The sequence below is a fragment of the Candidatus Methanoperedens sp. BLZ2 genome (assembly GCF_002487355.1).
Classification (GTDB): domain Archaea; phylum Halobacteriota; class Methanosarcinia; order Methanosarcinales; family Methanoperedenaceae; genus Methanoperedens.
This window is the reverse complement of record NZ_NTMG01000080.1, coordinates 1-20,443: the sequence shown is the minus strand read 5'-3', so window position 1 is coordinate 20,443 and position 20,443 is coordinate 1. Positions and strand designations below refer to the sequence as shown.

Sequence of the window (20,443 nt, the reverse complement as noted above, 5' to 3'; positions counted from 1 at the left end):
TTTTATTTGATAAAAATAATTTGTGGAATTTTGATCTCAAAGCATAGTTTATTAGTAATTAATTTATTCTCAACAATAATATTAACTTGAGTTTTATCATTAATTATATGTTTATTATCTTCAGAGGCGATCTTGAAATAGGCAATTAATTCAGAAATTCCTATCTCAATCGGAAATTTTTCTATTACTTCTTGTAATGTTATTTGCGGATAATAAAGCAAGAAACTATGAATTCTACTTTTTAGTTCACTTTCATCAATGAAAAACTGATTGAATAAACCTTCCAACTCCAATTCATCTTTGCTTATTTCAATTAATTTATCTATAAAGGTTGGTTTTTGTGTTGGCGCCCAAAATGGTTTATCCATAATTATTTCTATTACAGGATCACCTTCTAAAAATATAAAATCCTTCTTGCTTGGATGCCTTTCAATAATTTCCAGTGCTATTCGTTCTATATCTCCAATCAATTCCCTTACCCTTCGGTTTTCTTGTAAATTTTTTTCATCTAATATTTTTCTTAACTGCTCCGATAGACGGTGATTTGATCTAATAACTTTATCACCAGCTTCTAATAAATTTTTTTTAATTTTTTTCAAAAATTTATCGTCTGCTTCCAAAGCACGAATAACTGGCAAATTATATACACTCTCAATTAAATGTTTTAATTCTTCTTCCTTAGAAGGAGACATTAAAAATCTCCAAAATGCATAAAAACTTTTTCCCTGATCAGAATCTTTGAGAGTTTCATCTGCATCCAGAACAAATCCAACTATTTTACCTTTTATCAATGCTTCCTTTAACTGTTTTTGTTGAACCGAACGAGTTATATCTTTAAAATTTTGCTCTACTTGTCGGAAATCAGAAAGTAATTTACGTGCTTCGCCGTTGACCCAAAAAAATTTTTCCTTGATTTGAGTCGAGTTAAGTAGCTCAATCTGACCCGTAGATTTTATTTTTTCAATCTCTGCATCAATATTTTCTTTTTGTTTTTTTAGTAGGTTTAATCTCTCCAAAGGATCTTCAGTACTTTTATTAATAATATCTTGAAGTTCTTGTAAAATTCTAAGGAATCTTGATTCCGTTCCAATAAATTCTTTTTTATCAATGTCTTCAAGCCATTGGAACACTCTTTCAGTTTCAGGAGTTAATTCAAGAACAGGATTATCGCTGCTCGAATCATAATGTTTCCTTAAAAAACGATGATCATCATCACACCAATTGTCTATATAACTTTGAGCGGTTTGGGGATATGCTTCATGATTGTCTTTTCTTAAATCTTCCAAGTAATCACTTAGAACCTCTGCTAACTCTGCATTTGGAATAGTAATTTTTTCAGCTTTTTTAAATCTAATATATAAAAAGCTCAAAATAAATGCAGCGTTAGGACTCGCCAATAACTTAAATGAAGGTGAAGTATCTAAGACAAATTTAATTTTATCATGATCCATAGATGTAACCTGAAACCTAAAATATTTTTATTGTAATTTCTTTATCCGAAGCATACTTAGCCCCATTTTTCTCAATTTCCTCCTTCAGATAAAAAATAAAGGGCACTCCTACCGTGCCCTCATCGACCCCAGTGCCATTGCCACCATCGCCTTGTACTGCTCCACGTTCGTAGAATAATGTTCCCTCGCTTTCACTGCATCAGGCTCATTACCCTGCAATTTTACAAGCCTCTTTGTGGTCAGGTCTGCGGTCTCAACCACCCATCTGTCCCTTGTAGCGCCATCCACCACATGCATGGACTCAGCCCTTATGGATACAAGGACATTTCCTTCTTTGGTCGTAAAGGTCGTGGGTTTCCCTATAACAGCTATGAACTCCGGGGGTGCGGACTTTGCAAGCACCTGCGCGGCTTCGGGCTGGTACTGCCCTGCTGATACGAAGAATGCGCCGGTGGGGTCAACGATGCGCCCGCGCCAGAATTCGGAGTCTGTTCCGATGTCTTCCTTTTCTGTGAGCGTGCCAACGATGAAAATGCGATTTGCTTTTGCGCCAGTCGGGGTGATAAGATATTGCGGTGAATACTGGTCATGTCCTTCCTTTGCTTGCAGGTTTGATTCTTTTAGCTCTGCTGCGAATATGCGGTGCGCTATTTCACGTACGAATCCTGATCCGTTTTCAGCCATGTTATGCCTCCAGTGCTACAGGCGCTGCAGTTGCTGCCAGTACCCTCTTAATGTCTTCTTCTATGGGCTTTACATCCTGCTTTATACTGTTAACGAGTATGAACCTGTCAAGCTTTGTTCCGGTTACAACATAATAGCGTCCCACGAGCTTGCTTTTTATAACATCAAGCACAACAGCCTGATCAAGCGCCTCTGTTGCCATTTCCTTTGCTTTATCAAGGGTGATGCCGGTAAAAGCTTCTGTGATTTCCCTGTTCATCAGGATATCCTGCACTTTTTCCCCGTTATCCATGACAGCTTTGACTCTCAGGTCATATATTCCATCGACCTTCCCGTGTTCGCCGCATGCGCCTTTTATTAGCGCCCTCTTGCATTCCGGGCACCGCTTTATCAGGCCTGAGCCGCTCTGGATATCAACGATAGCGCCCTGGAATTCGACAAGAGTGTTTCCTACCTTGATATCTTCAGGTATAGGGATAATTTCAGTGGTCTTGTTCAGGCTGACGCTGAAACGCCCCTGCCATTCGGAGGTTGCTACATTCTTGAATATATAGCTTTTTCCTTCCTCGACCCGGGGAAGGTTTGCCTTTGTCCATTTCTTGAATGCCACTGTTCCTGATTCATCACCCAGCAATCCTGTCTGGGAAAGAGATTCATGGTTTGTCTCCCATAACTGCACTACTTTGCAGCGAAGGGTCACCCACTTTCCATCCTCTTTTATATCTGATGCTTTAACCTGCGGCGTTTCACGCTGCGTGAAAAATTCAGTCTTCGGGATATTATATTTCTTTAAAAAGTGATTTGTTACGTTTCGACGAGCTTCTTCAGGCGGGACCTTGAACTTGTTGATCAATTGATCCAGCATTGTATTGATTTCACTTGTCTCTACTTTAACGCCCAGTTCCAGGAATCGGGCTTCTATTTGTTTTGCTATTTCTATCATATCTTTCCTCAAGCCTCTTGTTTAATTTTGTGTTTGAGAGGCAATTCTACCTTATCCTGTGAGCATATAAACCTTACCGGAGCGGGGTGAAAGTAATATTTTAATAAGCCGGAATTTCATTAAAAAGAGATGAAAAATATAAGTTATCCTGAAATAAAAGATAAAATTGTTGCTTTCATAAGCTCCGGAGTCACACGATCAGGAGCAAAGGGGGCTGTCATCGGTTTAAGCGGGGGTATAGATTCCGCATTGACAGCATTTCTCACAGTTTCCGCCCTGGGCAAAGAAAATGTACTGGGCTTGCTGCTTCCGGAAAAAGGCATCTCATCAAAGCAGGATATTGATGATGCTATTGAAGTCGCCAATATTCTTGGCATTGAATACAAAATAATTGAAATATCTCCTGTTCTGGCTTCGTTTTCATCTGCCATTCCCGTTTTTGACAGCAGGGCAAAGACCGCTAACGGCAACCTGAAAGCGCGGACACGTATGTGCATATTGTATTATCATGCAAACATCATGGGCCGCATGGTGGTCGGGACCGGGAATAAAACCGAACTGCTTCTTGGGTATTTTACAAAATACGGCGATGGCGGCGTTGATATCGAGCCAATTGGGGATCTTTATAAAACCCAGGTGCGCGGCCTGTCAAAATACATGGGTATTCCTGCCCGAATTATCGAAAAAACACCTACAGCAGGACTATGGCCGGGACAAACCGATGAAAGTGAACTGGGCGTATCCTATGAGGTGGCAGATCAGATACTCACGATGCTTGTTGATGAAAAAAAGAATATTTCCGAGATAAAGGCCAAATTCCCGCCTGAAATCGTAGATAAACTGGCAGCACGTATTTCGGCAAGCGGGCACAAGATAATGCCTCCGCCGGCGATTGAAATAGGCACAAATCCGTGAATCCACTTTCTAAAGGATGAAATCTTGACAGAATCACCCAAACATAAAATAAAAAAAGAGAGTGGTTTTAGCTCGCTCGATGGCATTTTTCATGGAGAGATCGAGCATAGTTATGAAGATATCAATGCTGTCCAAATCAAATCAAAAGAAATTTCAATAAAAGATATATGCTATATGCTTATAAACAAGGAAAAATAATAGTATCTCAATTATGTTAATTCAAAGTTCAATTGCGGTGACGGGAACATATGGTAGCGCTGACAACTGTTGATGATCAACATATTAATGATCTTTTTGATGATCTGCAAAAACTCGTATTGAAAAAAAAGAGCGAAGATGTCATCAAAGATGCCCTAAGTGAAATGGTAGTGAAATACGGACGATTCACAAAAGAAAACGCAAGAGGCATTCTGAACTCAAGAATATCTGGAAAGCTAAGTGATACAGTTACTGAGTTGCGAAACGAATGAATATTTATATTGATTCAAGCGCTTACGTTAAAGAATATCACGATGAGACTGGAAGCGATCAAGTTCAGTTAATTTTTGAGAATGCAAAGAAGGGATTCGATGTTATTTTGATCTCTTTATGGACAATAAGTGAGACTATTAATGCTATAGACAAACATTTTATGCGTCGTGAATTTAATGAAGAAGAATATAATACAGTATTGGGGGCTATTTTTTCGGATCTACTTGATATGGTGGAAAGTAATAATCTGAAAATAGTAGATATTGATACAAATCTCGTAAAGATGTCATGGGAATATATATCCTCAGAGCATTTATCCGCTGCGGATTCATTGCATCTGGTGACAGCTATCAGATCAAATGCAGATATATTTTATGCAGCAGATAAAAGACTTATAAGAGCCGCAATAAGTAAAAATGTTAAAGCCATCGATGTGGAAGAGGTGTGAAGAATTGAAGGTTGTAAATATTTTGCTGCTAGACTTTGCGGTGAATTTAGTTTAACTCTTTAGAAATCTGACAAGCGGCTTTGACAGGTGCCGCCTTGCGCATGGCGGAACTTCATAAAATCCCGGCAAAATATTTCTCTGTAAGGTCTCTGTTACCTGTTCTTTTTTCACTGCACCACATTTCTCGCATCTATAACCCTGTTCTTTTCCCATTGATTTCATTCGTTTATCGCAACACACCGGATTTCTCAATTCCTGGATATTCAATCGATCGATCCTGATCTTTTCAAGGTTCAGCGTCCTGTCCTTAACACTTCCGAAGACTTTTACCTCATCTCCTGCCCTGAGTTCTCTGATAATACGCCTGAAACCTTTTGTAGGCTCAAAGGCCGCGCACTCAATGGATGTGCCGTTCTCTGAAATTTCAAAGATGATGTGCCCCCCGGTTGTCGTTTTAGGGGGTTTACTGACACTACCTTCAAGAATATACGAGCGATCCTCCTTAACCTTCTGGATTTTTGCCTTGATAAGATGCATATCAGTATTCTGGTTCGTTTTAAAAACAACATGCCTTTCAACAGGTTCGCTTCTGATGATCGAAAATGCACGTCTTACGGCTTCTTCGCTGTTTCCCCTTATTCCGAAAAGAATGGGATCAGGCGAATGCGGAGCAAACACTATTCGTTCATTTTCGATATCAACCGTATCCCATGTATCAGGACGCGTTGCAGCATCTGCTGCAAATACCGATCCGGAGTCAATTTCACGCAATGAGCCCCAACTTTTTGGTTCGCGGTAGGCAATAAGCTCATATGTATGATCAGGAAGACCGCATAATGCAAAACCAGCCGCTGCGAGTGCTCCTATTAAACCTCTTTCATTCTTAAATCCCCTGTGTGCAATATCATGACGACTTAATATCTCCTTTGCTTCACGGATTTCCAATACATCCCGGACAGCTCGCATGGAAAATCCGGAAAGGTCATTTTTCATGCTCTGCGTTGAATTCTCAACAAAAACGATTCCAGGATTAGTGTTCTCTTCGGAGAAAAACGCCATTCTTTCAACTGTATGGATAACCAGTTCCATGACATTTTGTGCATCATTTTGGTCATTGAGTTCAACATCTATTGCCAATGCTGCGTTGCCTCGTGTTTTGTATTTGATGTTCGGATTAAGGCGAACAAGCAGCGGGTAATCCTTCAAATGGCCGAAAGCATTGAGTTTTCCGATCAGCACCGCCATAAGATAGGTCGTGCACATGCCATCTCTTGAATCAGTGTCATCGAGTCCAATAATCATAAGCCTCACACATACATACCTATATAAAAATTATTGGCAACCTTTTATATAGATGAAGATACAATCAAAATTTAATGAATAAAGAGTCGCTCATAAATCGGGCTTTTGTCATTCTAACACGTGCGGGTTTTATCATTTCAGAACGTTGTGACACCCGCCCCAGAAGTTTTGATATGGCAGTAAGAAGAGATAACTTATTGCTATTGATAAAAGTAATTTCCAATATTGATGGCCTGAACGAAGAAACTACAAGGGAAATGCAGATCCTTTCGAAACAACTGCATGGATACCCGATAGTAATTGGCGAAAAAACCCGTGACCATTCACTGGAAACAGGTGTAGTATACTTCAGATATGGTGTTCCCGCATTTGACATAAAAACAATGCAGGATTATTTTATTGATGATATGCCGCCACTGATATATGCTGAACATGGCGGTTTGTATGTAAATATTGAGGGAAATATCCTTAAAGAGGAACGCATCAGGAAAAACATCTCCCTTGGTGCTCTTGCCTCCATGCTTGGCGTTTCGCGAAGAACGATAAGCAAGTATGAAGATGGGGAAATGGCAGCAAGTGTTGATGTAGCTGTCAAGCTTGAAGAATTAATGGACCGGGGATTTACAGTTTCAGTCAATTTATTTGACAAACTTCATCGTGAGAATACGCAAAAACAGGAGGCGACACCGGAACATTCAAATGTATTCTCCATCCTGCAGGATATGGGTTTTAATGTCATGCCTATTTCACAGGCGCCATTTGACGCAGTATCACAATCCTCAAACAGAAGGGATGAAGATGCTACGATATTGACAGGAGTAGCTGAATACTCACGGACCATGGTAAAGAAAGCGCATCTGATGAGCAGTATATCAGAAGTCGCCGGTACACAGTCGCTATTAATTATCCAGGGAGTGAGTAAAACAAAGAATATTGAAGGAACTGTTGTTATTGATAATAAAGAGCTTGAAAAATTCAATGATAAAGACGATTTTATAGACCTGTTACAGGAAAGAAGGCCAAAGATCAAAGTTTCCTGAGTGAGTGATAAATCGTGTACAGTATTGATATATTTTTCTTCCTTTTTTCATAAAAAATAAAGAAAATCAATGCTTTTTTACACGCAAATTATTTATAGAACTACAAACACTTAGAAACATCTTCATTCTGGAGGTAACTCATTATGGCAGGACAGTTAAACGGACAGCCTATTATCATATTAGACAGGGACAGTACAAGAACACAGGGAAAAGATGCGCTGGGATTTAATATCTCAGCAGCAAAAGCGGTAGCAGATGCAGTAAGAACAACACTTGGCCCGAAAGGCATGGACAAAATGCTTGTTGATGCGGTAGGGGATGTCGTAATCACCAATGATGGTGCCACAATATTGCGAAAAATGGATATAAAACACCCGGCTGCAAAAATGATGGTTGAAATTGCCCGCACACAGGAAGATAAGGCAGGCGATGGAACAACAAGCGTAGTCGTTCTTGCAGGTGAGCTTTTAAACAAAGCCCATACTCTTGTTGAACAGGGTGTTCATCCCACAATGATCACAAGAGGTTACAGTCTTGCGTCAATAAAAGCTCTTGATATCCTTGATGAGATCGCTATTGATGCTTCTGATGAAGTGCTTGAGAACATCGCAAAAACAGCTCTTACTGGAAAAAGTGCAGACCTTGCTCTTGATTCACTTGTCAGGTTATGTGTTGAGACTGCCAAATCGATTAAAGAAGGCGGAAAAGTTAACATAAAGGAAAATATCAATATTATACACCAGCGCGGCGGCAGCATAAAAGATACAAAATTCATCCATGGGCTTGTTATTGACAAAGCAAGGGCGCATAAGAATATGCCAAAGCGTGTTGAGAATGCAAAGATAGCGGTACTTGACACTGGAATAGAAGTGGAGAAGACGCAGGTGAAATCAACGCTCAAGATAACTTCTCCGGAACTCATTTCCGAAGCAAGGCTTGAAGAGGGTAAGCTTATAGAAGAGAAAATTGAAGCCTTTGCAAAAAGCGGCGCAAACGTCATATTTACTGAAAAAGGCATAGATGATATCGGTATGCATTACCTTGCAAAGAAAGGTATCTTCGCAGTGAGAAGATGCAATAATGAAGAGCTTAAAAAACTTGTAAAAGCCACAGGAGCCCGTGTAGTCTCAAAACTGGACGGCGTCGAAGCAACGGATCTTGGAAAAGCAGCTCTTGTGGAAGAGCGCGGCGTTGGCAATTATAAGATGGTCTATGTAGAGGGTTGCGAGAATCCAAAAGCAGTATCTATTTTGATCTACAGCGGCGCAGAACATGTTGCTGATGAAGTGGAGCGAGCCCTTGATGATGCCCTGCGTGTAGTCGGTGTTGTCATAGAAGATGGCAAAATCGTAGCAGGCGGCGGCTCACCGGAAATAGAGATCGCCACAAGACTCCGGAAATACGCAACAACGTATGGAGGAAGGGAGCAATTAGCGATAATGGCATATGCGGATGCGCTTGAGGAAATACCCAAAGCCATAGCAGAAAATGCAGGTCTTGATGCGATTGATATTATAGTTGAGCTCAGGAATAAGCATGATAAAGGCGTAAAGAACGTGGGACTGAATATCTTTTCAGGGAAAGCAGAAGATATGCTCAAGATCGGTGTGATCGAACCCCTTCGTGTCAAGACCCAGGAAATCAAGTCGGCAACTGATGCGGCAGTGATGATCCTGAGGATCAACGATATCCTGACAGCAAAAGAAACAGGCATGATGGATGTCAAACCCGAACATACGGCAGACTATTACGATGGCATCCAGGCCCCTGATGTGGGGGAAGACTAACATTATATAGAATGAATTTCAAACTAATATAATATCTTCAGGGAAAGTGGTGTTGTATTGCATGAATCTGAAATTTAATTTTTAATTCTGGATGGAGTCGTCATAATTGAAAACAAGTGAAAACAATAATAAAGAGGATGCCGGGGAAACAGAAGTGGAGGAAGCGCAAGAGGAGATAACTGAAACAACAACAGAGGAAAAGCTCGAAAAAGAATTAAGTATCGCAAAAAAACAGCTCGAAGAAGAAAAAGACAGGTGTCTTCGCCTGAATGCAGAATTCGATAATCTCCGAAAGAGAAACATCAAAGAGAGGGATGAATTCATAAAATACGCAAATGAAAAGCTCATACAGGAATTAATAGATGTATATGAGAGTCTTGAGCGGGGAATTGAAAATGCCAAAAAAGCTGATAATAACGATAAATTGATCAAAGGCATGGAACTTGTATATAAGCAATTTAAATCAGTTCTTGAAAAAAACGGCCTTGTCCCCATCAAAGCGCTGGGTGAGAAATTCGATCATCGTAAGCATGAAGCGATGATGCAAACGCTTACGGATGAACAGGAAGAGGATACAATACTCGAAGAATTTGCAAAAGGCTATATGTTAAATGGGAAAGTCATTCGTTATTCTAAAGTCAGAGTATCGAAGAGGAAAGGATCAGAAAAAGAATCTGATGATGAAACGGAAAATGAGGTGAAATAATGGCAAAAATAATTGGAATCGATCTGGGTACAAGTAATTCAGCGGCTGCAGTAATGCAGGGGAACAGACCTGTAATAATACCGAGTGCTGAGGGGACATCCCTTGGTGGTAAAGCATTTCCGTCATATGTGGCATTCACAAAAGACGGGCAAAGACTGGTGGGGGAGGCGGCAAGAAGGCAGGCAGTAACAAATCCGGAAGGTACAGCATATGCGTTCAAGAGAAAGATGGGTACCGATTATAAGTATAATCTTCGCGGTAAGGAATACAGGCCGCAGGAGCTTTCAGCTTTTTTGCTCCAGAAAATAAAACAGGATGCAGAGGCATTTCTTGGCGATAAGGTAGAAAAAGCGGTAATTACCGTGCCCGCATATTTTAATGATAACCAGAGACAGGCAACCAAGGACGCAGGGGAGATAGCCGGACTTGAGGTCGTAAGGATCATTAACGAACCCACGGCAGCGGCACTTGCATACGGTCTTGATAAAATAGGGGACCAGAAGATCATGGTATTTGACCTGGGCGGGGGGACTCTTGATGTAACGATAATGGAACTGGGCGGTGGCGTATTTGAAGTCAAGTCCACAGCAGGCGATACACAGCTTGGCGGCACTGATATGGATAACAGGATTGTGGATTACATTGCCGAGGAGTTCAAGAAAGAACACGGCATTGACCTTCGCAAGGACAGGGTTGCAAACCAGAGATTAAGAGATGCAGCCGAGAAAGCAAAAATCGAGCTCTCATCAACACTGACAACCGAGATAAACCAGCCATTCATTACGGCTGATGCAAGCGGCCCCAAACACCTGACAATGACGCTGACACGTTCAAAACTTGAGGAAGTTATACGTCCCGTAATAGACAGGTGCCGCGCTCCAATGGAGCAGGCATTATCTGATGCGAAACTTACAAAGGATGACGTTAAAAGAGTCATCCTTGTTGGCGGACCTACAAGGATGCCAATAGTGCAGAAATTCGTAGAGGATTATGTTGGTAAGAAAGTGGAAGGGGGCGTTGATCCCATGGAATGCGTGGCAATGGGCGCAGCTATCCAGGCAGGTGTGCTTGCAGGCGAAGTGAAGGACATTCTTCTTCTTGACGTTACGCCTCTGACGCTTGGTATTGAAACGCTGGGTCATGTAATGACAAAACTCATTGACAGGAACACCACGATCCCGACGCGAAAGAGCCAGATATTCTCAACAGCGGCAGATACCCAGACAACCGTTGAGATCCATGTTCTGCAGGGGGAGAGGGCTATGTCATACGATAACGTTACACTTGGCAGGTTCAATCTCGTAGGTATTCCGCCGGCACCGCGCGGGGTCCCGCAGATAGAGGTTACTTTTGATATTGATGCTAATGGCATCCTTCATGTAACCGCAAAAGACCTTGGAACAGGTAAAGAGCAGAAGCTGACAATAACAGCGCCCCTTAAAATGGCTTCTGATGAGATAGACAGGAAGATAAAAGACGCTGAGAAATTTGCTGAAGAAGACAAACAGCGAAAAGAAAAGGTGGAAGTGCTCAACCAGGCTGATACGCTTGTATACACTACAGAGAAGACACTTAAAGAGCTAGGGGATAAAGTCAGCGGCGACCAGAAACAGAAAGTCGAAAAAGCTCTTGAAAATACAAAGGATGCGATCAAGAGCGATGATGTGAACAGGATAAAATCAGCCATCGAAGACCTTACAAAAGAGATGCACGCGATCAGTACACTATTGTACCAGCAGCAGGCTCAGCAACAACAGGGGCAGCAAGAACCACAGGGTGAGCAGCAGGCAGGCCAACAGGAAGAGAAGAAGGATGAGAAAGTTACGGATGCTGAATATAAGGTAGTGGACGAGGATAAAAAGTAGGGATATTTCAGTATTCTCTGGAATAAAAGGAGTTAATATTAATATAAACACTCCTTTTATTTTTTAGTTTTGGATCAAAGCACGTTATGTGAGATTGGCAATCCTTATATTTACATATCGCATCTTGGGGCTCGGAGAATTTTATTGATCACTACATGCGCAGCCCCGGGCAAAATATACCTGTTTGGTGAGCATGCCGTGGTATATGGTGAACATGCGATCGCCTGCGCAGTGGAACTTCGAACCCGCGTTGCAGTAAAAAGATCAAATGATATTTCGATCTCATCAAATATCGGGACAACAGGGCTTGATTTCCAGATGCATCCTTATGTCTCGTCAGCTATACAGAAACTGGGTTCTCCAGACGTTTCAATAGAAATAACCTCCCGGATCCCTGTAGGCTCAGGTCTTGGCTCATCTGCTGCGGTAACTGTTGCGACACTTGAGGCTATCAATATCGAATGCGGCCTTGGATATGATAAAACCAATATTGCAAAAATGGCGCATGAGATAGAACAAACAGTGCAGGGAGCTGCAAGTCCTACTGATACTTTTGTTTCGACTTTTGGCGGGGTAGTTGAAATACCCTCCAGAAAAAAGCTTGACATCCTTGATTGCGGTATCGTTATCGGTAATACCAATAAAGGCGCTTCGCCCAAAAAAACCGCACAACTTGTAAAACAGGTAGCCCAACTTAAGAAAGAATACCCTGATCTCATTGATCCCATAATCAAAATCATCGGTTCATTTGCAAGACACGGAGAGACCATGGTAATGCAAAAAAATTATAGAGAGCTGGGTAAACTGATGAATGCCAATCATGGATTGCTTGATGCGCTTGGCGTATGTACGATGGAACTATCCGCTCTTGTCTATGCTGCACGTAATGCAGGCGCGTATGGTGCAAAACTGACAGGCGCCGGAGGCGGCGGCTGCATGGTAGCGCTTACTGATTCTCCGGAGAAAGTAGCTAATGCGATTGAGAAAGCCGGGGGTAGCGCCATTATTTCAAGTTTTACTCCTGATGGGGTGTTGCAGGTTTGAGCCTTATCATATTAAAGATCGGTGGAAGTGTAATTACTGAAAAAAGTTCTTTATCAAAAGCGAGGGAAGCTGAAATTAACAGGATATCAAATGAGGTTGCATCATTTAAGAAAGATTCGGATTCACAGCTTATCCTTGTTCATGGGGCAGGTTCATTCGGTCATCCGCAGGCCATGAAATACAGGTTGAACGAAGGATTTGATGCAAAAGGCGCATATCTTATCCATAATTCTGTAAAAGTGTTGAACTCAAAAGTCCTGGAGTCTTTGAATAATGCAGGTGCAAATGCCCTGCCAGTTCATCCTTTAAGCTCATGCCTTCTTGAGAACGGGAAGATAATTGATTTCCAGGTCGGGCAGATAAAAGTGATGATTGAAAAAGGCATTATTCCTGTACTTCATGGAGATGTGGTTATGGACAGGATCAAAGGCGCTTCGGTTCTTTCGGGTGACAGGATAATCCCGCATCTTGCAATCGCCTTGAATGCTTCGCAAATTGGTGCGGGAAGCGATGTTGATGGGGTGCTTGATGATAAGGATGCGGTAATTAAAAAAATAACACATTTCAGCTTTGTTGATATGAGAAAAAATATCAAGGGTTCAGGTTCAACAGACGTGACAGGCGGAATGCTTGGAAAAGTATCGGAGTTGCTGGAACTTGCCAATAAAGGAATAAGCTCCCGTATATTCAATGCTTCCCGGAAAGGTATAGTATCAAGTTTTTTATATGGAGAAGATGTTGGAACTTTGATCTCAGACAAATGAGTTATATATAGTGGATTTAATAAGGGATATGAAATGAGTACATCGGAAAGGAAGATAGAACATTTATTATTATGCGTTGAAAAAGATGTTGAAGCGCATAAGAGTAATACGGGTCTTCGGGCATCAGGTTTTGATGACATAGACCTTGTTCATAATTGTCTTCCGGAAATAAATAAAAATAATCTTTATCTTGAAACTGAATTCCTGGATAAGAAATTACGCGCGCCCATATTGATAGCATCAATGACAGGAGGCCATCCGGACACTAAAGCTGTGAATGCAACACTTGCCAGCGCAGCAGAAGAGCTTGGTATAGGTATCGGTGTGGGCAGCCAGAGGGCAGCGATCGAGGACCCCAGCATGGAGGATTCATTCAGGGTAGTAAGGGATAAAGCGCCCAATGCATTCATTTACGGAAATGTGGGCGCAGCGCAGCTAAACGAATTCGGGATCGATGGACTTGAAAGGGCAGTCGAGATGATAGGTGCTGATGCCATGGCCATTCACCTGAATTTTCTCCAGGAAGCTATACAACCTGAAGGAAATGTTGATGCCACAGGATGCCTTACAGCCATAAAGAAAGTCTGTGAAGAGCTATCTGTTCCTGTAATTGTAAAAGAAACAGGCGCGGGTATCGCTCATAACCAGGCTCTTGCAATATCTGAAGCAGGAGCATCTGCCATTGATGTAGGAGGTCGCGGCGGAACAAGCTGGGCAGGTGTTGAAACATATCGCGCACAAAAACGCGGAGACCTGTTATCCGAACATCTTGGCAAAGAATTCTGGAATTGGGGAATACCCACAGCAGTAAGTATTGTGGAATCCAGTATTTCAATACCTGTAATTGCAACAGGCGGCATACGTTCTGGTATAGATGTGGCAAAATCCATCGCACTGGGTGCATCCCTTTGCGGGATTGCATTGCCTCTTGTAGCTCCTGCTTTAAAGGGGCAGAAGGATGTAACAGACAGGTTGAATCTTATTATTGAAGAATTGCGAGTAGCTATGTTCTTATGCGGGTGCAGCACAATTGAAGAACTGGGCAACGTCGCTTTAGTGATATGTGGAAGCACGAAAGAGTTCCTGGTGCAGAGAGGATTTGAGACAGGTAAATTTGCAACAAAAAGATATAAGACATAATATAATAAGTTGTATTATAATAAGATAACTATATAATATTAATTATGGAGTAATTTAAATGACAGAAATAGGAATTATTGCGGTCGGCGGCTATAATGAAATGGGCCGGAATATGACCGGTGTAAGAGTAGATAATGATATTATTGTCCTTGATATGGGACTACAGCTGGACAGGGTCCAGATACATGAAGATGTCGAAATAGACAAAATGCATTCAATGGACCTTATAAAAATGGGGGCGATCCCGGATGATACTATCATGAAGGATGCTGGCGGAAGCGTAAAAGCTATAGTCTGCACACACGGCCATCTTGACCATATCGGAGCTATTCCAAAGCTCGCTCACAGGTATAAGGCACCTATAATAGCCACACCATACACCGCAGAGCTTGTTAAGCATGAAATATCAGATGAAAAGAAATTCAGGGTAAATAATGAAGTTATTCCCTTAAAGATCGGTGGAAGATATAATCTTACACCGGATGTCCAGATCGAGTTCATACGTATCCAGCACAGCATAGTGGATTCAGCTTTTGCAGCGATCCATACTCCCGAAGGAGTTGTACTGTATGCAAGCGATTTCAAACTGGACAGGACACCGACTATCGGCGAAGCACCGGATTTTGCGCGGCTAAAAAAAATTGGTAAAGACGGCGTCAGGGCTATGATAACCGAAAGCACAAATTCGGGACTATCCGGGAAAACACCATCCGAACAAATAGCAAAAGACCTTGTGCGTGATGTACTTCTGGGCACGGAAGAAACAGAATCAGGCGTAATTATTACTACATTCTCATCACATGTTGCTCGTATCAATGCAATTATTCAGGCGGCAGAAGAGATGGACAGGATCCCTGTATTGCTGGGAAGGTCAATGGAACGCTATCTTTCAATAGCCCAGAAGATGGGTTATATAAAATTCCCCAATAATCTTGAAATATACGGTAACAGGAACTCAGTTGATAAGTTCCTGAAACGCATATCACAGGAAGGAAAGAAAAAATATCTACCCATAGTTACCGGTCATCAGGGAGAGCCCGATGCCATCCTGACAAGGATTGCAAATGGAGAAACCCAATTCAGGATCGAACCAGGAGATAAAGTCATATTCTCTGCAAATACCATTCCCAGCCCTATGACTATGGCGAACAGGCATGCCCTTGAAATAAAACTGAAAATGGCGGGAGCTCGCATTTATGAAAATGTCCACGTATCCGGTCATGCTTCAAGGGAAGATCACTGGGAACTACTGCGTATGGTGAATCCGGAGCAGGTCATCCCATCACATGGGAATATGGTAATGCATTCCCATTATGTTGAACTGGCTGAAGATGCTGGATACCACTTCGGCGATACGGTCCATATCATGAGAAATGGGGAGGAACTGGTATTATGAAAATCTTTATGATATATGCTAAAAAACGGAGATAAAAAATATATGATCGAAGAGATCCTCCAGAAAAAAGCTAAATTGGTTGATGAATCTATCCCGAAATTCCTTCCAATTACTCCGCCTGATGAATTGTATAAAGCCATGCGTCATCTTCTTGATGCCGGAGGAAAAAGACTCCGGCCATCTGCGTTGTTGCTGGCATCTGAAGCTGTGGGCGGAAAGCCTGATGATGTTCTTCCTGCTGCAGTCGCTGTTGAACTTGTCCATAATTTTACCCTTATACACGATGATATCATGGATGAAGCGGATTTGAGGAGAGGACTTGCAACTGTTCATAAGAAATGGGGTGTTCCAAGAGCGATCATTGCCGGGGATGCTCTTTATTCAAAGGCTTTTGAGATACTTTCATGTACAAAAAGCGAGCCACAAAGACTTGTTGAAAGTCTTGAACTCCTGTCAAAGACATGCACCGATATATGTGAAGGCCAGTGGATGGATATGAATTTCCAGACACGCAAGGATGTAACTGAAGAAGAATATATGCGAATGGTCGAGAAAAAAACGGCTGTACTTTTTGCAACAGCACTAAAATTAGGAGCAGTTTTATCCGGTGCAAACCGTGAGCATGTCAGGGCTTTATGGGATTTTGGCCGGCTGACCGGTGTTGGATTCCAGATATATGATGATGTGATAGATTTGATCACTCCTGAGGAAATACTTGGAAAAGCGCAGGGTGGGGACATAATTGAAGGAAAACGTACTCTTATTATTATCCATGCACTTTCAAAAGGAATAAGTATTGATGCTCTTGGGAAATGTAATGCAACCAGAAGCGAGATTTCCGCAGCGCTCACGACTCTTAAGGAATCAGGTTCCATCGATTACGCTATGAACAAGGCGCTCAGTTTTGTGGATGAAGGTAAAGCTGCGCTTGCTATGCTCCCTGAATCAGAAGCAAAAAATATACTTACCAGGCTTGCTGATTATATGATCGAGCGCAAGTATTAGGCTACTTGTTTTCAATTCTGTAGTCGATTAAATTTCCAATGTAATAAAAAATAATAATAAAAAATTAAAAAAAAATATTAAGATTAGCGCCTGGATAATAAATTAAATACCCAGATGCTATATCTAAAGATTATCTTCTGCCCTTTGGTCTTTCCTTTTCCTTCTTTGCTTCTTCGCCTTCTTTCTTAACGAAGATTTCGTTCAAAGGTTTTTGTCCATATTCCAGGATGACAGTGTTGATCTGTGAAATTTCTGATGAAATCTCATTTCCCCTCATGGATTTTCGCTTCTTTACCCCATCTGCCTTTGGAATATAACCAACGCCGCCTGCCACTAATATCTTTCGTCTTGCAGGTCCTGGTAAATCCCCTCTCATAGCGAACCCATCCTTATCTGTTCCGCCAGTTACCTTAAGTGTGTATCCTGCCATATTTGCAATATCGCCGCTTACAACGTCCCCAATTTTTTTTCCGATTATTTTGTTGGCTGCCGGGCCTGTTACAGCTACCTGGTAAGCCAATTTACTCTTACTGTCCGAAATAGTTACTCTGAAATCTGCCATTATTTTTATTCTCCTGTATCGATAATAATAATCTATTCCTTTAATAGGAATATTATAATTCTTGACCTAACTTGCAGTTAATCTACTTAAATATATTGATTACACACTTCATCAAACTCAAAAAAAATGAAATGTTTGGACTTTACACTTTCCTGAATACAAGCTCATCGCCCTTTGCATCCACTTCTATCACATTTCCTTCGCCGAATTCCTTATCAAGTATCTTCATTGCCAGGGGATCAAGTATCTTGTGCTGGATTGTCCTCTTTAAGGGCCTTGCGCCATATGATGGATCATAACCTATTCTTGCAATGAGGTCTCTTGCTGATTCAGTAAGATTTATTTCTATTTTCCTTTCAGTAAGGCGCTTTTTCAGGATATTGAACTGGATATCCACTATCTTCATGATTTCCGGGAGCCTGAGCGAGTGGAATATTATAATGTCATCGAGACGGTTTAAGAATTCCGGCTTGAAATGGCTTCGGACGGCATCCATCACTTTTTCTCTCATCTTATCTTCTTTGTCCCATAGTTCGAATATCCACTGGCTTCCGATGTTGGAAGTCATAATAATTACAGTATTCTTAAAATCCACAGTGCGCCCGTGGCCGTCTGTGAGCCGCCCGTCATCAAGTATCTGGAGCAGCAGGTTAAAAACATCAGGATGTGCCTTTTCTATCTCATCGAACAAGACGACCGCATATGGCCTCCTTCTCACGGCTTCTGTGAGCTGCCCTCCTTCTTCATATCCCACATAACCTGGAGGTGCGCCGATAAGCCTTGCGACAGTATGTTTTTCCATGTATTCGCTCATATCAAGTCTTATCATCGCGGCCTCATCATCGAACATGAATTCAGCAAGCGCCCTGCTAAGTTCTGTCTTGCCTACGCCTGTGGGCCCAAGGAACATGAATGAACCGATGGGGCGGTTGGGGTCTGAAATCCCTGCGCGGCCGCGCCTCACGGCATTGGCAACTGCAACGATTGCCTCCTCCTGGCCGATGACGCGCTGGCGCAGGCGCTCTTCCATGTGAACAAGTTTTTGCATCTCCCCCTCAAGCATTTTGCTGACAGGGATATGCGTCCATTTGGATACGACTTCGGCAACATCTTCCTCATCAACCTCTTCTTTTAACATCTTCTGGTCTTTTTGGAGTTCGATAAGTTTCTTATTCTCTTCATCCAGCTGTTTCTGAAGACTTATCAGGACACCGTAACGGAGTTCGGATGCCCTTTCAAGGTTTCCCTCAACCTCGGCTTTCTCAGAGTCAATTCGTGTTTTTTCGATATCCTCCTTGATCTTCCTGATTTTCTTGATGGCATCTTTTTCAAGCTGCCAGTGGGCTTTCATCTGACTGCTTTTCTCTTTCAGGTCTGAGAGTTCCTTATCGATTTTTTCGAGGCGTTCTCTTGAATATTCGTCCTTTTCTTTTTTTACAGCCTGTTTCTCAATCTCAAGCTGCCGTATCTTTCGTTCAATTTCATCAAGCTCGGAGGGCATGCTGTCGATCTCTATCCTGAGCTTTGAAGCCGCTTCATCGATCAGGTCTATAGCCTTATCCGGCAGGAACCTGTCGGTTATGTACCTGTGGGATAAGATAGCCGCTGCCACAAGCGCTGCGTCCTGTATCCTCACACCATGATGCACTTCATATTTTTCCTTAAGACCGCGCAGTATGGAAATGGTTTCATCAACTGTCGGCTCATCCACAAGCACTGGCTGGAAACGGCGCTCAAGAGCAGGATCTTTTTCAATGTGCTTGCGATATTCATCAAGCGTTGTGGCGCCGATTACATGAAGCTCCCCGCGGGCAAGCGCAGGCTTAAGGAGATTGGAAGCATCTATAGCCCCTTCTGCTGCCCCTGCGCCGACGAGCGTGTGGAGTTCGTCTATGAAAAGTATGATCTGCCCCTGCGAATCCTGTACCTCTTTTATCACAGCCTTCAGGCGCTCCTCGAATTCGCCCCTGAATTTCGTACCTGCAACAAGCGCTCCCATATCCAGCGCCACAACTTTTTTATCCTTTATGGTCTCCGGAACATCGCCTGCAAATATGCGAAGCGCCAGGCCTTCTGCAATAGCGGTTTTTCCGACGCCGGGCTCCCCGATAAGAACGGGATTATTCTTCGTGCGCCGTGAAAGCACCTGCAGGACGCGGCGTATCTCTTCGTCACGGCCAATTACAGGGTCAAGCTTCCCGCTTGCGGCAAGCTCTGTGAGGTCGCGGCCGTATTTTTTTAGAGCTTCGTATTTTTCTTCGGGATTCTGGTCGGTAACACGGGATGAACCTCTTATATCTTTCAGGGCTTTCATGATAGCATCCTTTGAAGCCCCATTCTCTTTCAGGATACGCGCCGAGATGCCATTTCTTTCATCAGCTATTGCAAGCAGAAGATGTTCTGTGCTCAGGTATTCATCACGAAGGTTCTTCATTTCGGAAAATGCAGCCTCAGCGACATTGTTCAATCGTGTGGACATGTAAACCTGGCCTGCTCCTGGTCCTTCCACGCGCGGAAGCTTGCTGATCTCATCCTCAAGCCGTGAGATTATTCCTGAAGTATTCGCGCCAAGTCTTTGAAGGAGCTGAAGTGTCAGCCCTTCTTTCTGGTTGATGAGTGCAAGCAAAAGATGCTCGACTTCAAGCTGCTGCTGGTTCCTGTCAAGTGCTATTGTCTGTGCGTCCTGGAATGCTTCCTGGGCTTTGATTGTGAATCGGTCAAATCTGATGGGCATAAGTAGTTTCTCCCTATGAGTTTATTGGTGCGGGAAGGATTAAAGGTTACTTTGATGTCTTTTGAGTGCTGACGCTCCTGAAGTTCCTGAGCTTTTTGTTTAATCAGGCAAAGTAACCGCGGATGAACGCAAATAGTAGAGTAAAGCAGAGGCTTTCCAACCTCCACCTCCTCATCAAACTGCACG

Annotated in this window: 20 protein-coding genes; 13 read left to right on the top strand and 7 right to left on the bottom strand. The window is 42.5% G+C overall.

Features of this window, described 5'->3' with window-relative positions; genetic code table 11:
- Nucleotides 1-2: 2 nt before the first annotated feature.
- The 3 genes from CL181_RS16705 to CL181_RS16695 all read right to left on the bottom strand — a co-directional run bounded on the left by CL181_RS16705 (nucleotide 3) and on the right by CL181_RS16695 (nucleotide 3,078).
- Nucleotides 3-1,451 (bottom strand): DUF3375 domain-containing protein, encoded by a 1,449-nt coding sequence (locus CL181_RS16705; protein WP_097300463.1) that lies wholly within the window; start codon nucleotides 1,449-1,451, stop codon nucleotides 3-5.
- Between the two features lie 108 nt (nucleotides 1,452-1,559).
- Complete coding sequence (locus CL181_RS16700; RefSeq protein WP_097300462.1) at nucleotides 1,560-2,135, bottom strand: RPA family protein; 576 nt, start codon at nucleotides 2,133-2,135, stop codon at nucleotides 1,560-1,562.
- Nucleotide 2,136: 1 nt separating this feature from the next.
- Complete coding sequence (locus CL181_RS16695; protein ID WP_097300461.1) at nucleotides 2,137-3,078, bottom strand: replication factor A; 942 nt, start codon at nucleotides 3,076-3,078, stop codon at nucleotides 2,137-2,139.
- Nucleotides 3,079-3,207: 129 nt separating this feature from the next.
- Between CL181_RS16695 and CL181_RS16690 the strand changes: the two genes are divergently transcribed.
- From CL181_RS16690 to CL181_RS16680, 4 genes are read left to right on the top strand one after another with little or no spacing between them, the layout of a single operon-like run.
- A complete protein-coding gene (locus tag CL181_RS16690; RefSeq protein WP_097300460.1) occupies nucleotides 3,208-3,993 on the top strand; it encodes an NAD+ synthase in 786 nt (261 codons plus the stop codon).
- Between the two features lie 24 nt (nucleotides 3,994-4,017).
- On the top strand, nucleotides 4,018-4,191 hold the full coding sequence (locus CL181_RS20640) for a hypothetical protein (protein WP_176505287.1): 174 nt from the start codon (nucleotides 4,018-4,020) through the stop codon (nucleotides 4,189-4,191).
- Between the two features lie 50 nt (nucleotides 4,192-4,241).
- Nucleotides 4,242-4,463: a hypothetical protein gene (locus CL181_RS16685; protein WP_097300459.1), complete on the top strand. Its 222-nt coding sequence runs from the start codon at nucleotides 4,242-4,244 to the stop codon at nucleotides 4,461-4,463.
- Nucleotides 4,460-4,912 (top strand): type II toxin-antitoxin system VapC family toxin, encoded by a 453-nt coding sequence (locus tag CL181_RS16680; RefSeq protein ID WP_097300458.1) that lies wholly within the window; start codon nucleotides 4,460-4,462, stop codon nucleotides 4,910-4,912. Before CL181_RS16685 ends, CL181_RS16680 begins: the two co-directional genes overlap by 4 nt.
- A 51-nt stretch (nucleotides 4,913-4,963) precedes the next feature.
- Here the strand turns inward: CL181_RS16680 and CL181_RS16675 are convergent, their stop codons facing one another.
- On the bottom strand, nucleotides 4,964-6,214 hold the full coding sequence (locus CL181_RS16675; protein WP_097300457.1) for a tRNA(Ile)(2)-agmatinylcytidine synthase: 1,251 nt from the start codon (nucleotides 6,212-6,214) through the stop codon (nucleotides 4,964-4,966).
- 74 nt (nucleotides 6,215-6,288) lie between these two features.
- Between CL181_RS16675 and CL181_RS16670 the strand changes: the two genes are divergently transcribed.
- The 9 genes from CL181_RS16670 (at nucleotide 6,289) to CL181_RS16630 (ending at nucleotide 16,961) form a co-directional block, all read left to right on the top strand.
- Entirely contained in the window at nucleotides 6,289-7,254 is a 966-nt protein-coding gene (locus CL181_RS16670; RefSeq protein WP_097300456.1) for a transcriptional regulator, read from the top strand.
- A 143-nt stretch (nucleotides 7,255-7,397) separates the two neighbouring features.
- Entirely contained in the window at nucleotides 7,398-9,041 is a 1,644-nt protein-coding gene (thsA, locus tag CL181_RS16665; protein WP_097300455.1) for a thermosome subunit alpha, read from the top strand.
- Nucleotides 9,042-9,147: 106 nt separating this feature from the next.
- Nucleotides 9,148-9,747, top strand: a complete 600-nt coding sequence (locus tag CL181_RS16660; RefSeq protein WP_097300454.1) for a nucleotide exchange factor GrpE — start codon at nucleotides 9,148-9,150, stop codon at nucleotides 9,745-9,747.
- Nucleotides 9,747-11,612, top strand: a complete 1,866-nt coding sequence (gene dnaK / locus CL181_RS16655) for a molecular chaperone DnaK (protein WP_097300453.1) — start codon at nucleotides 9,747-9,749, stop codon at nucleotides 11,610-11,612. The genes CL181_RS16660 and dnaK overlap by 1 nt, the downstream gene beginning before the upstream one ends.
- A gap of 144 nt (nucleotides 11,613-11,756) precedes the next feature.
- Complete coding sequence (gene mvk, locus CL181_RS16650; RefSeq protein ID WP_320410190.1) at nucleotides 11,757-12,656, top strand: mevalonate kinase; 900 nt, start codon at nucleotides 11,757-11,759, stop codon at nucleotides 12,654-12,656.
- The gene (locus CL181_RS16645) at nucleotides 12,653-13,420 is read left to right on the top strand and encodes an isopentenyl phosphate kinase (RefSeq protein WP_097300452.1); all 768 of its coding nucleotides are present in this window, start codon (nucleotides 12,653-12,655) and stop codon (nucleotides 13,418-13,420) included. The genes mvk and CL181_RS16645 overlap by 4 nt, the downstream gene beginning before the upstream one ends.
- 33 nt (nucleotides 13,421-13,453) lie before the next feature.
- Entirely contained in the window at nucleotides 13,454-14,560 is a 1,107-nt protein-coding gene (fni, locus tag CL181_RS16640; RefSeq protein ID WP_097300451.1) for a type 2 isopentenyl-diphosphate Delta-isomerase, read from the top strand.
- A gap of 58 nt (nucleotides 14,561-14,618) precedes the next feature.
- The gene (locus CL181_RS16635) at nucleotides 14,619-15,956 is read left to right on the top strand and encodes an RNase J family beta-CASP ribonuclease (RefSeq protein WP_097300450.1); all 1,338 of its coding nucleotides are present in this window, start codon (nucleotides 14,619-14,621) and stop codon (nucleotides 15,954-15,956) included.
- 42 nt (nucleotides 15,957-15,998) lie between these two features.
- Nucleotides 15,999-16,961 (top strand): polyprenyl synthetase family protein, encoded by a 963-nt coding sequence (locus tag CL181_RS16630; protein ID WP_097300474.1) that lies wholly within the window; start codon nucleotides 15,999-16,001, stop codon nucleotides 16,959-16,961.
- Between the two features lie 130 nt (nucleotides 16,962-17,091).
- On the opposite strand, the gene CL181_RS16625 is transcribed toward CL181_RS16630, so the two are convergent.
- The 3 genes from CL181_RS16625 to CL181_RS20940 all read right to left on the bottom strand — a co-directional run.
- A complete protein-coding gene (locus CL181_RS16625; protein WP_097300449.1) occupies nucleotides 17,092-17,523 on the bottom strand; it encodes a 30S ribosomal protein S6e in 432 nt (143 codons plus the stop codon).
- Between the two features lie 142 nt (nucleotides 17,524-17,665).
- The gene (gene clpB, locus CL181_RS16620) at nucleotides 17,666-20,257 is read right to left on the bottom strand and encodes an ATP-dependent chaperone ClpB (protein ID WP_255251617.1); all 2,592 of its coding nucleotides are present in this window, start codon (nucleotides 20,255-20,257) and stop codon (nucleotides 17,666-17,668) included.
- Nucleotides 20,191-20,443: hypothetical protein (locus CL181_RS20940; protein WP_217993205.1), on the bottom strand; the 253-nt coding region annotated here is incomplete at its 5' end. The genes CL181_RS20940 and clpB, both read right to left, overlap by 67 nt.

Excerpts from the sequence above, each read along its gene's own strand:
- CL181_RS16705 (WP_097300463.1), bottom strand. The coding sequence starts at position 1,451 with ATGGATCATGATAAAATTAAATTTGTCTTAGATACTTCACCTTCATTT.
- CL181_RS16700 (WP_097300462.1), bottom strand. The coding sequence starts at position 2,135 with ATGGCTGAAAACGGATCAGGATTCGTACGTGAAATAGCGCACCGCATA.
- CL181_RS16695 (WP_097300461.1), bottom strand. The coding sequence starts at position 3,078 with ATGATAGAAATAGCAAAACAAATAGAAGCCCGATTCCTGGAACTGGGC.
- CL181_RS16690 (WP_097300460.1), top strand. The coding sequence starts at position 3,208 with ATGAAAAATATAAGTTATCCTGAAATAAAAGATAAAATTGTTGCTTTC.
- CL181_RS16685 (WP_097300459.1), top strand. The coding sequence starts at position 4,242 with ATGGTAGCGCTGACAACTGTTGATGATCAACATATTAATGATCTTTTT.
- CL181_RS16680 (WP_097300458.1), top strand. The coding sequence starts at position 4,460 with ATGAATATTTATATTGATTCAAGCGCTTACGTTAAAGAATATCACGAT.
- CL181_RS16675 (WP_097300457.1), bottom strand. The coding sequence starts at position 6,214 with ATGATTATTGGACTCGATGACACTGATTCAAGAGATGGCATGTGCACG.
- CL181_RS16670 (WP_097300456.1), top strand. The coding sequence starts at position 6,289 with ATGAATAAAGAGTCGCTCATAAATCGGGCTTTTGTCATTCTAACACGT.
- thsA (WP_097300455.1), top strand. The coding sequence starts at position 7,398 with ATGGCAGGACAGTTAAACGGACAGCCTATTATCATATTAGACAGGGAC.
- dnaK (WP_097300453.1), top strand. The coding sequence starts at position 9,747 with ATGGCAAAAATAATTGGAATCGATCTGGGTACAAGTAATTCAGCGGCT.
- fni (WP_097300451.1), top strand. The coding sequence starts at position 13,454 with ATGAGTACATCGGAAAGGAAGATAGAACATTTATTATTATGCGTTGAA.
- CL181_RS16635 (WP_097300450.1), top strand. The coding sequence starts at position 14,619 with ATGACAGAAATAGGAATTATTGCGGTCGGCGGCTATAATGAAATGGGC.
- CL181_RS16630 (WP_097300474.1), top strand. The coding sequence starts at position 15,999 with ATGATCGAAGAGATCCTCCAGAAAAAAGCTAAATTGGTTGATGAATCT.
- CL181_RS16625 (WP_097300449.1), bottom strand. The coding sequence starts at position 17,523 with ATGGCAGATTTCAGAGTAACTATTTCGGACAGTAAGAGTAAATTGGCT.
- clpB (WP_255251617.1), bottom strand. The coding sequence starts at position 20,257 with ATGCCCATCAGATTTGACCGATTCACAATCAAAGCCCAGGAAGCATTC.